Genomic DNA, 14427 nt, shown 5'->3' with positions numbered 1-14427 from the left:
GCCGATGGTACTGCAGGGGGGACCCTGTGGGAGAGTAGGACGCCGCCGAACAATTCTTCTGAAAAGCCCCTGATCCATTCGGATCAGGGGCTTTTTGCGTTACCCTCTGCCAATGCAGAACCTGACCCTGACCTGGCAGTCCGCCGGGGCCGCCGCCGTCGGTCTCCACGCGGGCGCGTACGCCGCGGCGAAGGGACGGAAGCCGGCGCTGTCCGCGCTGCTGCGGGAGGCCGGCACGCTGTTGGCACTGTTCGCGCTCTGGCAGCTGGTCGGGCACCTGTCGGTGATGAGTACGGACCACGCGCTGGACCGTGCGAGCTGGATCCACCACACCGAGCAGGTGATCGGGCTGCCGGACGAGGCCTCCTGGCAGAAGGCGGTCACGCCCTACCCGGTGCTGGTGAGGCTGGCGAACTACTACTACGCGGTCATGCACTTCGCCGTGATGCTCGCCGTCCTGCTCTGGGTGTTCGTGCGGCACCGCGAGCGCTACGCGTGGGTGCGCAACACGGTGGTGATCACGACCGCGGTCTGTCTGCTGGTGCAGTTCATCCCGGTGGCGCCGCCGCGGATGCTGCCGGAGAGCGGCTTCGTCGACGTGGCCGCCCAGTACGGGCAGTCGGTGTACGGCGGCGCGGTCGGCGGTGTGGTGGTGGCCGACCAGCTGTCGGCGATGCCCTCGGTGCACGTCGCCTGGTGCGTGCTGGCGGCGGTCGCGGTGATCCGGGTGTCAGGCAGTTCACTGCGATGGGTGATGGTGCTGCATCCGGTGCTGACGGTGGCGGTAGTCGTGGTGACGGCCAACCACTTCTGGTCGGACGGCATCGTGGCCGTGGCGATCCTGCTCCTCGCCTACTCCGTGCTGGCGTTGGCGGCACGCCGACGGGGCCGGGTCTCCGCCGGGGCGGAGGTCCGGCCCCGCGGCACCGCCGAGGAGCGGCTGGAGCAGGTCACCTGAGCGGCAGGGCGACCTTCCCCCAGGCGCCGTTGCTCAGCGCGGAGGTGGCCCAGTACCAGGCGGCGAGCCCGGAGACGGCCGCGATCCAGCCGGCGGCCTTGCCCAGCCCGCCGTAGCCGCCGAAGGTGGCGATGGCGGAGAGCAGCAGGGAGACCGTCAGCAGGCCGTAGACGACGCGGCTGAGCAGGCCCGCGCCCCAGCTCGCGGCGGTGAGGGTGAGGGCGAGCAGGGCCCAGAGCAGCAGGAAGAGGCCGGCGGCGTTCTTGCCGGCCCCGCCGGCCGCGGACCAGGTCGCCCAGAAGGCGCCGAGGCTGGTGAAGGCGGTTCCGGTGAAGCCCTCGCCGCCGCGGAGCTGCCAGAGGCCCGCGATGAAGAGGGTGACGCCGCCGAGCAGATGGGCGAGGTGGGCCGCGCTCCCGACGCCGGCGCCGTGCAGGACGCCGGTGGAGAGCAGGCCGTAGGCGAGCAGTGTCAGGCCGAGCGCGAGGTAGCCGAGGTTACCCGCGTCGGCGCCGGTGGATCGGGCGTTCGTTGCCCCGGTAGCGTCGTTGCTCACCGGAGGCTCCTTTCACTCTGGGCGCGCGCAGGGCGCGGTGACGCCGTGGTGTCGTCAGGAGGAGTGGAGGCGGGTGGAGATGAGCGGATGCGCGCGACCGCGCCGAGGGCGCACGGCGGTGAGCGTGCGCGGGCCGCGGTCGGAGGTGAGGGGCCGTCGGACGTGCCGGGCCTGCGGAGAGCCCGCTGGTCGCGTCCCCGGCCGGGGGAATTCCCGGTGAGATCGGTCTACCCGACCCGGCCTGCTTGTACCATTGTGAATATAACAATTTGTGACTGCGTCAGTACGGCATGAGCCGCGGGGGCCTCACGCCTTGCGCTGGGTGGGCACCCGCAGGGTCAGGATCGCCATGTCGTCCGACGGCGGCTCCGGGGCGAAGCGCTCGACCGCGCGCTGCACCCGTGCCGCGACCGCGCCGGCGGTCAGGCCGGTGCAGCCGGTGAGCACCTCGGCGAGGCCGTCGTCGCCCAGCATCCGGCGGCCCTCGCGGCGTTCGGTGACCCCGTCGGTGACGCAGAGCAGGACCTCGCCGGGGGCGAGCACCAGGTGTTCGGCGGTGAGGTCGAGGTCGTCCATGACGCCGAGCAGCGGCTGCGGGGTGGCGGCGCGGTCGACCTGGCCGTCGGTGCGCAGCCGCAGCGGCAGCGGGTGGCCGGCGCAGACCAGGGAGAGTTCGGTGCTGCCGTCCGGGCGGGGCGTCAGCTCGCCGTAGAGCAGGGTGAGGAAGCGGCTGCGCGCGCCCTCGTCCAGGATGGCCGCGTTGAGGCGGCGCAGCACCTGCGGGGCGTCAAGGCCCTCGCGGGCGAGCAGCCGCAGCGAGTGCCGGGCCAGGCCGGTGACCGAGGCGGCCTCGGGGCCGGTGCCGCAGACGTCGCCGATGGCGAAGCCGTAGGTGCCCTCGCGGATGGTGAACAGGTCGTAGAAGTCGCCGCCGACCTCGTTGCCCTCGCCGGCCGCCTGGTAGTAGACGTCCACCTCGACGCCGGGGATCTCCGGCAGGTCCGGCGGGAGCAGGCTGCGCTGGAGGGCCTGGCTGGTGGCGGTGCGCTCGGAGTAGAGGCGCGAGTTGTCCAGGGCGAGGGCGGCCCGGCGGGAGAGGTCCTCGGCGAGTTCGAGGATCTCCTGGCGGAACCGGACGCCGGCCGGGACGCCGAGCGCCAGCAGGCCGATCACGCGGTTGCGGGCGGTCAGCGCGAGGACGACGGTCTCGCCGAGCAGGCCGGCGAGTTCCGGGCCGTCGGTGAGGCCGCCGGCCTCGGCGGTGTCGGCGGGGGCCGTCCAGAACCGGACGCCGTGGGTGGGGCCGGTCTCCGGGACGGGGGTCTTGTCGAGCAGGTCGCGCAGCGGGTCGATGCGGTCCTCGTCCTCGTGCAGGACGAAGGCGAGCCGGGCCGGGGAGGAGTGGTCGGCGGTGGTGTAGACGGCGCACCAGGAGGCGAGGGTGGGGACGGCCATCTGGGCCATCAGGGCGAGGGTCTGCTCGTGTTCGAGGGTGCCGGCCAGCAGGTCGGAGGCCTCGACCAGGAAGGAGAGCGAGCCGCGGCGGAGCCGTTCGAGCTCGGTCAGCCGGGTGCTCTCGACGGCGAGGGCGACCCGGTCGGCGGCGAACTGGAGGCGCAGCGCGTCCTCGTTGTCGTAGCGGCCCGGCAGGGCGGCGGCGATGCCGAGCGAGCCGATCAGCCGGCCCTCGACCTTGAGCGGGACGGTGATCAGGGAGCGCATGCCGCTGTCGGAGAGCAGCGGCAGGCCGGTGGGCCGGGCGGAGAGGTCCTCGTGGACGGAGGGCAGTCGGGCGGAGTCGTAGCGGTTGCCGGTCCCGACCGGGAAGCGGGCGTGCCGGCGGTGTCCGGTGGTGAGGCCGGTGGCGGCGCGGACCTCGAACTCGGCCTCGTCGTCGGTGGTGAGCAGCAGGTACGCGGCGTCGCCGTCGAGCAGGTCGCGGGCGCGTTCGACGGTGCGCTGGAGCAGGGTGTCGAGGTCGTCGGTGGCGACCGGACCGGCCAGCAGGTCGAGCCGGGGGCCGGCCTGCTCGGGGCGCTCGCCGGGCAGGGCGCGGGCGGGGGAGCGCAGCACGGCTCTGTCGGGTTCGAGGACGAGCAGACAGAGCGTGGAGGGGACGCCCTCGGTGTCGCGCAGCCGGACCTGGACGCCGTACACCTCGACCTCGCGGCCGTCCTGGCGGCGGATGCCGTAGCCGCCCTCCCAGCGGGCCATCCGCAGGGTGTCGGTCAGGCCCAGGCCGCGGGCCGCGGGCTGCGGCCAGACCGCGAGGTCGGCCCAGGGGAGGCCGAGGACGGCGGCGGCGGGGTACTGGAAGAGCGCCTCGGCGTCCGGGTTCCAGGCCAGCACCCGGCCGTCGTCGTCGAGTTGGACGACGGCGACGTGCACCGGTCCCGGGCCGCTGGGCAGGTCGCTGCCGGGGGTGGCGGGAACGGCGTAGCGGGTGCCGAGCACGTGTGCGGGCAGGGTGAGGCGGAACCAGACGGTCTTGCGGCCGGCCGCGTACTCGACGCCCCACCGTTCGGCGAGGGCGGAGCACATCAGCAGGCCGCGGCCGCCCTCGCCGTCCGGGTCGGCGTAGCGGTCGGAGTCGGTGACCGGACCGTCGCCGAGCGAGGGCAGGCCGCGCTCGGGGTGGTGGTCGGTGACCTCGATCCGGACGCTCTCCTCCTCGCGCAGGCAGCAGACCTCCGCGGCGGTGCCGGCGTGCACGACGGCGTTGGTGACGAGCTCGCTGACCAGCACGACCGCGTCGTCGACGACCTCGGGCAGGCCCCAGCCGAGCAGCGCGTCCCGGACGAAGCCCCGCGCGGCGGCCGCGGACCGGCCGTCGGGGTCGAAGGTGGCGGCTGCGCGCGCGGTGACCACGTTGCCACTTCTCCTCTGCTGCTCTTGCCCTGGCTGTCCGGGGTGCGGCGCCGAATCCCCGTGCGCGCCGTCGGGGTGATCGGCGGCGCTGGGTCGGGTCGTGGCCCGGTGCAGCGCTCCACCCTACTTTCCGCTTGGTTCCCCGTGGGGGCGGGGAGTCGAAACAGGCACCAGAGGGTGATTCTGCCCACCCTGTTTCGGACGGTGCGGTACCAACCGAGCGCAACCGGCCGTGCACCCGGTGCCAGTGCTGCCAGACTGGGGGGTCCGCGACGGCCGGTGCGAGCAGTACGGTCGTGTGGGTGCCGGCGCGTCGAGGGCCGCCGGTACGCAGCCCAGCCGGGTCGGTGCCCGGGTGCGTGCCGCACCGGCACGGTCGGTCACCGGACAGTTCACGATGTGGGAGGGGCCCGTTGAGTTCGGCCACCAAGGACGCAACCGGAACGACGCCGCCCGCCTCGCGCGGTGGGCGCCCCGGGGCCGTGCCGCGGAACGCGGCCGGCCGTCGGGCGAGCCACAACCGTGGCGCGGAGCCCGCCGAGCTGCGCAAGCTGCTGTCGGCGCTGACCGCGATGCGGGACGGCAACTTCCGCCGCCGGCTGACCGTCCCGGGGGACGGGCCGCTGGCCGAGATCGCGGCGGTGTTCAACGAGGTCGCCGAGCGCAACCAGCACCTGACCGGTGAACTGGCGCGGGTGCGGCGGGCGGTGGGCCGCGAGGGCCGGCTGAACGAGCGGCTGGAGACCGGCGCGGGCGAGGGCGCCTGGATGGCGGCGGTCGACAACTGCAACGCGCTGATCGACGACCTGGCCCGTCCGATGGCCGAGGTGGGCCGGGTGCTCACCTCGATCGCCGAGGGCGACCTGGACCAGAAGATGGAGCTGCGCTCGCTGCACAGCAACGGGGTGAGCCACCCGCTGCGCGGCGAGTACCTGAAGATCGGGCGGACCGTCAACGGGCTGGTGGACCAGCTCTCCGAGTTCACCGACGAGGTGACCCGGGTGGCCCGCGAGGTCGGCACCGAGGGCAAGCTCGGCGGCCAGGCCAAGGTCCGCAGCGTGTCCGGCAGTTGGAAGGACCTGGCGGACTCGGTCAACACCATGGCGGGCCGGCTGACCGCCCAGGTGCGCAACATCGCCCAGGTGACCACGGCGGTGGCCAAGGGCGACCTCTCCCGCAAGGTCACCGTCGAGGTGGCCGGCGAGATGCTGGAGCTGAAGAACACCGTCAACACGATGGTGGACCAGCTGAACGGATTCGCCGCCCAGGTCACCGCGGTGGCCAGGGACGTGGGGACGGAGGGCCGGCTCGGCGGTCAGGCCCAGGTGCCGGGCGTGGCCGGGGTCTGGCGGGACCTGACCGACTCGGTGAACTTCATGGCCGACAACCTGACCGGCCAGGTGCGCAACATCGCCCAGGTGACCACGGCGGTGGCGCGCGGGGACCTCTCGCAGAAGATCGAGGTCGACGCGCGCGGCGAGATGCTGGAGCTGAAGAACACCGTCAACACGATGGTCGACCAGCTCTCCGGCTTCGCCGAGCAGGTGACCAGGGTGGCCCGCCAGGTGGGCACCGAGGGACGGCTCGGCGGTCAGGCGCAGGTGCCCTGGGCGGCCGGGGTCTGGCGGGACCTGACCGACAACGTCAACTTCATGGCGAACAACCTCACCGATCAGGTGCGCAACATCGCCCAGGTGACGACCGCGGTCGCCAAGGGCGACCTGTCGCAGAAGATCCAGGTGGACGCGCGCGGGGAGATCCTGGAGCTGAAGAACACCATCAACACGATGGTGGACCAGCTGGGCGCCTTCGCGGACGAGGTCACCCGGGTCGCCCGGGACGTCGGCACCGAGGGCATCCTCGGCGGCCAGGCCAGCGTGCCCGGCGTGGCCGGGATCTGGAAGGACCTGACCAACTCCGTCAACCTGATGGCCAACAACCTGACCAGCCAGGTCCGGAACATCGCCGAGGTGACCACCGCGGTGGCCCGCGGCGACGTCTCCAAGAAGATCACCGTCGACGCCCGGGGCGAGATCCTGGAGCTGGTGACCACCGTCAACACGATGGTGGACCAGCTGTCGGCGTTCGCCGACGAGGTGACCAGGGTCGCCCGCGAGGTGGGCACCGAGGGCATCCTGGGCGGCCAGGCCCGGGTGCGCGGGGTGTCGGGCATCTGGAAGGACCTGACCGACAACGTCAACTTCATGGCGTCGAACCTGACCGGACAGGTGCGCAACATCGCCGAGGTCGCCGGTGCGGTGGCGCGCGGCGACCTCTCCAAGAAGATCGCCGTCGACGCGCAGGGCGAGGTGGCGGCGCTCGCCGCGACCCTCAACACCATGGTCGACCAGCTGTCCTCCTTCGCGGTGGAGGTCACCAGGGTGGCCCGCGAGGTCGGCACCGACGGCACTCTGGGCGGCCAGGCGAGCGTGCCGGGCGTGGCCGGGATCTGGAAGGACCTGACCGACAACGTCAACCAGATGGCCAACAACCTCACCGGTCAGGTGCGGAACATCGCGCTGGTGATCACCGCGGTGGCCCGCGGCGACCTCTCGCAGAAGATCGACGTCGACGCGCGTGGCGAGATCCTCCAGCTCAAGACGAACATCAACACCATGGTCGACCAGCTCTCGGCCTTCGCGGACGAGGTCACCCGGGTCGCCCGCGAGGTGGGCACCGACGGACGGCTCGGCGGCCAGGCCCGGGTGCCCGGCGTGGACGGCACCTGGCAGGACCTCACCGAGTCGGTGAACGAGCTGGCCAACAACCTGACCCGGCAGGTGCGCGCGATCGCCCAGGTCGCCACCGCGGTCACCAGGGGCGACCTGAGCCTGCGGATCGACGTGGACGCCGCGGGCGAGCTCGACGAGCTCAAGGACAACATCAACCAGATGATCGCCAACCTGCGCGAGACCACCCGCACCAACCAGGAGCAGGACTGGCTCAAGACCAACCTGGCCCGGATCTCCGGCCTGCTCCAGGGCCGCCGGGACCTGGAGGCGGTCGCCTCGCTGATCATGACCGAGCTGACCCCGGTGGTCTCCGCCCAGCACGGCGCCTTCTTCCTCGCCCAGCCGGCCGGCCGCACCGCCGAGCTGATCACCGAGGACGACGACGAGAACGACACCGTGCTGCGCCTGATCGGCAGCTACGGCTACCAGCGGCGGGCGATGCCGACCACCTTCCGGCCCGGCGAGTCGCTGATCGGCCAGGCCGCGGTGGAGAAGCGGGCGATCATCCTCAAGGAGGCGCCGCCCGGGTACCTGAAGATCGCCTCCGGGCTCGGCGAGGCCTCCCCGGCCCACATCGTGGTGCTTCCGGTGCAGTTCGAGGGCCGGCTGCTGGGCGTGATCGAGCTGGCCACCTTCAGTTCCTTCACCACCGTCGCGCTGGACTTCCTGAACCAGATCGCCGACCTGATCGGCGTCACCGTCAACACCATCAGCGTCAACACCAAGACCGAGGGCCTGCTGTTGGAGTCCCAGCGGCTGACCGCCGAACTCTCGATGCGGTCCGCCGAGTTGGAGGCCCGCCAGGAGGAACTGGAGCGCACCAACGAGGAGTTGCAGGAGAAGGCCGAGCAACTCGCCCAGCAGAACCGCGACATCGAGATCAAGAACGGCGAGATCGAGGAGGCCCGGCAGGTCCTGGAGGAGCGGGCCGAGCAGCTCGCCCTGGCCTCCCGGTACAAGAGCGAGTTCCTCGCCAACATGTCGCACGAGCTGCGCACCCCGCTCAACTCGCTGCTGATCCTGGCCAAGCTGCTCTCCGACAACAACGAGGGCAACCTCTCGCCCAAGCAGGTCGAGTTCGCCGACACCATCCACGGCGCGGGCTCCGACCTGCTCCAGCTGATCAACGACATCCTCGACCTGTCCAAGGTCGAGGCCGGCAAGATGGACGTCCGCCCGGCCCGGATCGCCCTGGTCCAGCTGGTCGACTACGTCGAGGCGACCTTCCAGCCGGTCGCGCTGGACAAGAACCTGGACTTCGCCGTCCGGGTCTCGCCCGCCCTGCCGGTCACCCTGCACACCGACGAGCAGCGGCTCCAGCAGGTGCTGCGCAACCTGATCTCCAACGCGGTGAAGTTCACCGACTCCGGAGCCGTCGACTTCTCGATCCGCCCGGCGGGCGCGGAGGTCCCGCAGCACGTGCGCGAGCGGCTGCTGGAGTCCGGCTCGATCAAGGGCCCGGACGACGATCTGATCGCCTTCGCGGTCTCCGACACCGGCATCGGCATCCCCGGCAACAAGCTGCGGGAGATCTTCGAGGCCTTCAAGCAGGCCGACGGCACCACCAGCCGCAAGTACGGCGGCACCGGCCTCGGCCTGTCCATCAGCCGCGAGATCGCCCGGCTGCTCGGCGGCGAGATCCACGCCGAGAGCGAGCTGGGCAAGGGCTCCACGTTCACGCTCTACCTGCCGCTGCGCACCGAGGCCCCGGAGACCGTCGGCGAGCCGCGCCAGGGCGCGCCGAACGGCCTGACGCCGCGTGCCTCGGTCGGGGTGACCCCGGTGGGCCTGCCGGTGCCGGTCGGCGAGAACCCGGCCGACCACTGGGCCCAGGAGGTCCGCGAGCTGGCCGAGGAACGCCGCCGGGGCGCGCTGGAGCGCCGCCGCAGCGCCGCCCTGGAGAGCGCCGCCGGACCGCGGACGATGGAGCCCGCCCCACCCCGTCCGGTCGACGGGGGCCGCCGCTTCGACGGCCAGCAGGTGCTGATCGTGGACGACGACGTCCGCAACGTGTTCGCCCTCACCAGCGTGCTGGAGCAGCACGGCCTGACCGTCCTGTACGCGGAGAACGGCCGCGAGGGCATCGAGATGCTGGAACAGCACGAGAGCGTGGCGCTGGTCCTGATGGACATCATGATGCCGGAGATGGACGGCTACGCGACCACCGAGGCGATCCGCCGGATGCCCCAGTTCGCCGGCCTGCCGATCATCGCGCTGACCGCCAAGGCGATGAAGGGCGACCGGGAGAAGTCGCTGCAGGCGGGCGCCACCGACCACATCACCAAGCCGGTGGAGACCGACCACCTGCTGTCGGTCATGCACGAGTGGTTGAGCGGGAACCGCGCGTGATCGCGAAGGGAGGAGTGAACCCCGGGCCGGGCCCCGGGGTTCACTCCGGCCGGGCGGTCGGTTTGCTGGCGGTCAGGCCCGGGAACCGGGTAGGGTCACCGATCGTTGCGAACAGTGACCGGACGGCGACACGCTGCTGAGCGTGCGCCGGAGCACTGGCAGCGCGCCGCTCCGGATCGGTCACGACGGGGCGATGTGCCGGGCGAGGGGGTGCGGCTAGCATGACCGGGGTAGCGGTGGGCAGTACGCGGGTGCCTGCACCGGGCGGCAGGCAGGCGACAGGAGGGCGAGCCCTGATGCAGAAGGCCAAGATCCTCCTGGTCGACGACCGACCGGAGAACCTGCTGGCGCTGGAGGCGATCCTCTCGGCCCTGGACCAGACACTGGTCCGCGCGGCCTCCGGTGAGGAGGCGCTGAAGGCGCTGCTCACCGACGACTTCGCGGTGATCCTGCTGGACGTCCAGATGCCGGGGATGGACGGCTTCGAGACCGCCGCCCACATCAAGCGCCGCGAGCGCACCCGGGACATCCCGATCATCTTCCTGACCGCGATCAACCACGGCCCGCACCACACCTTTCGCGGCTACGCGGCCGGCGCGGTGGACTACATCTCCAAGCCCTTCGACCCGTGGGTGCTGCGCGCCAAGGTCTCCGTCTTCGTCGACCTGTACGCGAAGAACTGCCAGCTGAAGGAGCAGGCGGCGCTGCTGCGCCTGCAGCTGGAGGAGGGCGGCGACGGGCAGGCCCTCGGCGGCGCGCTGCTGGGCGAGCTGTCCGCGCGGCTGGCGGCGGTCGAGGAGCAGGCCGAGGCGCTCGGCAAGCAGCTGGACGGCGGCGAGGACGCCGGGGTGGCCGCCACCGCCGCGCACCTGGAGCGCAAGCTCGCGGGGCTGCGCCGGGCCCTGGACGCGATGCGCCCGGGCAGTTCCTGATCCCTGCCGCCGGTTCACCCGTCCGGGTGGTCGTGATGCGGCGACCGGGTGAATCCCGGTCAGGGTGACGGTGTGTCTGCGACACGTCCGGGCGCCCGGGCTCGGGCACATGTGCACTGGTCGCCCGCCCCGGTAGGCTGCTGACCCATGGCCACTCGCACGCCCGGGAACGCAGCACGTAAGACGAGTCCGGGACCGTCCAAGAAGGCCGCGGCGAAGGCACCGGGCAAGCCGCCCGCGAAGAAGGCGGCGGCGAAGAAGGCGGCTCCCGCGAAGCGGACGGCGGCCAAGTCGGCCCCGCCCGCCCCGAAGCCGTCCAGGTCGGTGCTGATGGGCGCGCTCAACGCGCTGGGCAGCCCGATCGCCGCGATCTTCCGGGGCTTCGGCGACGGTGCCAAGAACCTGCACCCGGACCACCGCAAGGACGGCGTGGGCCTGCTGCTGTTCGCGCTCGCGCTGGTGACCGCGGCCGGCACCTGGTTCACCCCGCAGGGCTGGCTGGGCGAGGGCGCCACCGCCGTGGTGTCCGGGCTGTTCGGCCGGCTCGACGTGCTGGTGCCGTTCCTGCTGGCCGCGATGGCGATCCGGCTCTGGCGCCACCCGGAGCTGCCGGAGGCCAACGGACGGATCATGATCGGGCTGAGCGCGCTGCTGGTCGGCGTCCTCGGCCTGGTCCACATCGGCTGCGGCGCGCCCATGATGGGCAGCGGCGCCTCCCGGATACGGGCGGCCGGCGGGATCATCGGCTGGGCCGTGTCCACCCCGATGATGGCCGCCGCCGGGCCGGCGCTCGCGGTGCCGCTGCTCCTGCTGCTGGCGTTCTTCGGCCTGCTGGTGGTCACCGCCACCCCGATCAACCGGATCGGCGAGCGGGTGCGGGGGATCGGCATACGGCTCGGCGTGGTCGAGCCCAGGCCCGAGGACGAGCTGCACTGGGGGCGCACGCCGGAGCGCGAGCCGTCCACCGACCCGCCGGAGGACGCCGACCCCGACGCGCTGCCGTTCACCGTGGACACGGACGGCGACGACCCCTCGGACGAGGTGGCCGCCCGCCGTCGCCGCCGCCGGCGCAAGCAGACCGAGGAGCCGGAGGACGCCGAGCGGATCTCCCTGGACAAGGAGCCGCTGGACCCGTACGCCACCCGCGACCTCGCCGCCGGCGCGGCCGCCGACCTGGACGGCGCGCTGGTCTACGGCGTGCCCGCCTCCTCCGCGGTGGCGGACATGATGCACCAGGTGCAGGACCGCACCGCCCCGCCGGAGGAGCCCGCCGTCCCGGCCGCCCGCAGCGGCGGCCCGGGCGCGCCCGAGGAGCACGGCGCGGCGCCGGTGCGGATGGAGCAGCTCCAGCTCGGCGAGGGCATCACCTACGCCCTGCCCTCGCTGGACCTGCTGGAGCGCGGCGGCCCGGCCAAGGCCCGCAGCGCCCTCAACGACGAGGTGGTCGCCCAGCTCACCGGCACCTTCTCCGAGTTCAAGGTGGACGCCAAGGTCACCGGCTTCACCCGGGGCCCGACGGTCACCCGCTACGAGGTCGAGCTCGGCCCGGCCGTCAAGGTGGAGCGGATCACCGCGCTCGCCAAGAACATCGCGTACGCGGTGGCCAGCCCGGACGTGCGGATCATCAGCCCGATCCCGGGCAAGTCCGCGGTCGGCATCGAGATCCCCAACCGGGACCGCGAGATGGTCAACCTCGGCGACCTGCTGCGCTCGCGCACGGCCGCCGAGGACACCCACCCGATGGTCGTCGGCATGGGCAAGGACGTCGAGGGCCACACGGTGATGGCCAACCTCGCCAAGATGCCGCACATCCTGGTGGCCGGCGCGACCGGTGCGGGCAAGTCGTCCTGCATCAACTGCCTGATCACCTCGATCCTCGCCCGGGCCACCCCGGACGAGGTGCGGATGGTGCTGGTCGACCCCAAGCGGGTCGAGCTGACCGCGTACGAGGGCATCCCGCACCTGATCACGCCGATCATCACCAACCCCAAGAAGGCCGCCGAGGCCCTCCAGTGGGTGGTGCGCGAGATGGACATGCGCTACGACGACCTCGCGGCGTTCGGCTTCCGGCACGTGGACGACTTCAACGCGGCGGTGCGGGCCGGCAAGGTCACCCCGCCGCTGGGCAGCGAGCGCGAGCTGACGCCGTACCCGTACCTGCTGGTGATCGTCGACGAGCTGGCCGACCTGATGATGGTCGCGCCGCGCGACGTCGAGGACTCGGTGGTCCGGATCACCCAGCTGGCCCGCGCGGCCGGCATCCACCTGGTGCTCGCCACCCAGCGGCCCTCGGTGGACGTGGTCACCGGCCTGATCAAGGCCAACGTGCCGTCCCGGCTGGCCTTCGCGACCTCCGCGATGGCCGACTCCCGGGTCATCCTGGACCAGCCCGGCGCGGAGAAGCTGATCGGCAAGGGCGACGCGCTCTTCCTGCCGATGGGCGCGAGCAAGCCGATCCGCATGCAGGGCGCGTTCGTCACCGAGGCGGAGATCGCCAGGGTGGTGCAGCACTGCAAGGACCAGCTGACCGCCGTCTACCGGGACGACGTGACGGTCGGGGGCGGGCCGAAGAAGGAGATCGACGAGGAGATCGGCGACGACCTGGACCTGCTGATCCAGGCGGCCGAGCTGGTGGTCTCCACCCAGTTCGGCTCGACCTCGATGCTCCAGCGCAAGCTCCGGGTCGGCTTCGCCAAGGCCGGCCGGCTGATGGACCTGATGGAGTCGCGCGGCATCGTCGGCCCGAGCGAGGGCTCCAAGGCCCGCGACGTGCTGGTCAAGCCGGACGAGCTGGACGGGGTGCTGGTCACCCTTCGGGGTTGACAGGCCGGGCCGTGCGGGGCCAGGACCGTGTCCTGACCCAGGTGTCACTCGTTCGGAGGAGGGTAGGCGCCGTGAGGGGAACCGAACGTCCGTACGTCGCGTCACACGGCGGAAAGCGGACGACGGGTTCCCCGCGCGGCTCGGTTGACGGCCCGTCAGCGGAGTGTCGGAGCCCGGTCGGACAGGGCGCGCGCATTCGGGCCCGTTCCGCTTGAGAAACGATCCGCCCACGCCCCTAGACTGTTCCCCAGCAGGTGGCCATCCGCTCGAAAGGCGTGCCCCGTGACCATCGGCAAGTCCCCCGACCGCGAGAACGCCACGTCGTCCGTCGAGCCGACCGACGACGCGGTGCAGGCGGCCGATGCCCCGAGCATCGGCCGGGTGCTGTCCACCGCCCGGATCGACGCGGGGCTCACGGTGGACCAGGTGAGTACCGCCACCCGGGTGCGGGTGCCGATCGTCCATGCCATCGAGGGGGACGACTTCGCCCGCTGCGGCGGCGACTTCTACGCCCGCGGGCACATCCGGCTGATCGCCCGGGTGGTCGGCCTGGACGGCGAGGAACTGGTCGCCCGGTACGACGCCGCGCACGGCGGCTCGCCCGCCGACAAGCGCCCGGCGACCCAGCTGATCGACAGCGGCCCGATCAGGGTGCCCCGCCGCGGCCGGCCGAACTGGGCGGCCGCGATGGTCGCCGCGATCGTCGCCGTGGTCGCGCTGATCGGCTTCAACCTGGTCAGCGGCAAGGGCGGGCACGGCACCACCGGCTCGGCCAGCGCGCCGCTGCCCAGCGGTTCCGGGACCGGCTCGCTGGCCCCCGAGTCCACGCCCGCCGTCCAGCCGCCGGCGCCCGCGCCGAGCGCCGCCGCGATCGCCGCCGTCCCGGCCGACAAGGTCACCGTGAAGCTGGTCGCCGAGGGCACCAGCTGGGTCTCGGCGATGGACGGCAACGGCAAGTCGCTGTTCCAGAACAACATCAGCAACGGCCAGGACCAGACCTTCACCGACCCCAAGCAGATCAAGCTGGTGCTCGGCAACGGCGGGGCCGTGCACGCGTACGTCAACGGGAAGGACCTCGGTCTCCTCGGCAAGGACGGGCAGGTGGTGCACGTCACGTACACCCCCGGAGACCCGCAGGCTGGCTGACCACAGGGGTCGGAACGCCCACTGATGATCAGCTGATCCGAGGCGCGCGGCCTCCGGGGCGAA

At 72.3% G+C, this 14427-nt stretch carries 7 protein-coding genes; 5 read left to right on the top strand and 2 right to left on the bottom strand.

Annotated features, from left to right (window positions below; all coding sequences use genetic code 11):
* Window positions 1–112 precede the first annotated feature (112 nt).
* On the top strand, window positions 113–958 hold the full coding sequence (locus tag ACGF0D_RS40825) for a phosphatase PAP2 family protein (RefSeq protein ID WP_392925264.1): 846 nt from the start codon (window positions 113–115) through the stop codon (window positions 956–958).
* Here the strand turns inward: ACGF0D_RS40825 and ACGF0D_RS40820 are convergent.
* A complete protein-coding gene (locus ACGF0D_RS40820; protein ID WP_392925263.1) occupies window positions 951–1514 on the bottom strand; it encodes a GPR1/FUN34/YaaH family transporter in 564 nt (187 codons plus the stop codon). The two genes, ACGF0D_RS40825 and ACGF0D_RS40820, sit on opposite strands and share 8 nt — an antisense overlap.
* 306 nt (window positions 1515–1820) lie before the next feature.
* Window positions 1821–4382: a SpoIIE family protein phosphatase gene (locus ACGF0D_RS40815; RefSeq protein WP_392925261.1), complete on the bottom strand. Its 2562-nt coding sequence runs from the start codon at window positions 4380–4382 to the stop codon at window positions 1821–1823.
* A 572-nt stretch (window positions 4383–4954) separates the two neighbouring features.
* Here ACGF0D_RS40815 and ACGF0D_RS40810 point away from each other — a divergent pair.
* The 4 genes from ACGF0D_RS40810 (at window position 4955) to ACGF0D_RS40795 (ending at window position 14364) form a co-directional block, all read left to right on the top strand.
* Window positions 4955–9463 (top strand): HAMP domain-containing protein, encoded by a 4509-nt coding sequence (locus ACGF0D_RS40810; RefSeq protein WP_392883743.1) that lies wholly within the window; start codon window positions 4955–4957, stop codon window positions 9461–9463.
* A gap of 293 nt (window positions 9464–9756) precedes the next feature.
* The gene (locus ACGF0D_RS40805) at window positions 9757–10395 is read left to right on the top strand and encodes a two-component system response regulator (RefSeq protein ID WP_392883744.1); all 639 of its coding nucleotides are present in this window, start codon (window positions 9757–9759) and stop codon (window positions 10393–10395) included.
* Between the two features lie 147 nt (window positions 10396–10542).
* The gene (locus ACGF0D_RS40800; RefSeq protein WP_392925259.1) at window positions 10543–13218 is read left to right on the top strand and encodes a DNA translocase FtsK; all 2676 of its coding nucleotides are present in this window, start codon (window positions 10543–10545) and stop codon (window positions 13216–13218) included.
* Between the two features lie 282 nt (window positions 13219–13500).
* Window positions 13501–14364, top strand: a complete 864-nt coding sequence (locus ACGF0D_RS40795; RefSeq protein ID WP_392883604.1) for a helix-turn-helix domain-containing protein — start codon at window positions 13501–13503, stop codon at window positions 14362–14364.
* The last annotated feature ends 63 nt before the right edge of the window (window positions 14365–14427 follow it).

It is taken from the genome of Kitasatospora sp. NPDC048298 (assembly GCF_043201465.1).
In the GTDB taxonomy this organism is placed as follows: domain Bacteria; phylum Actinomycetota; class Actinomycetes; order Streptomycetales; family Streptomycetaceae; genus Kitasatospora.
The sequence above is the reverse complement of the archived record's forward strand: the minus strand, read 5'-3'. Positions and strand labels throughout refer to the sequence as shown.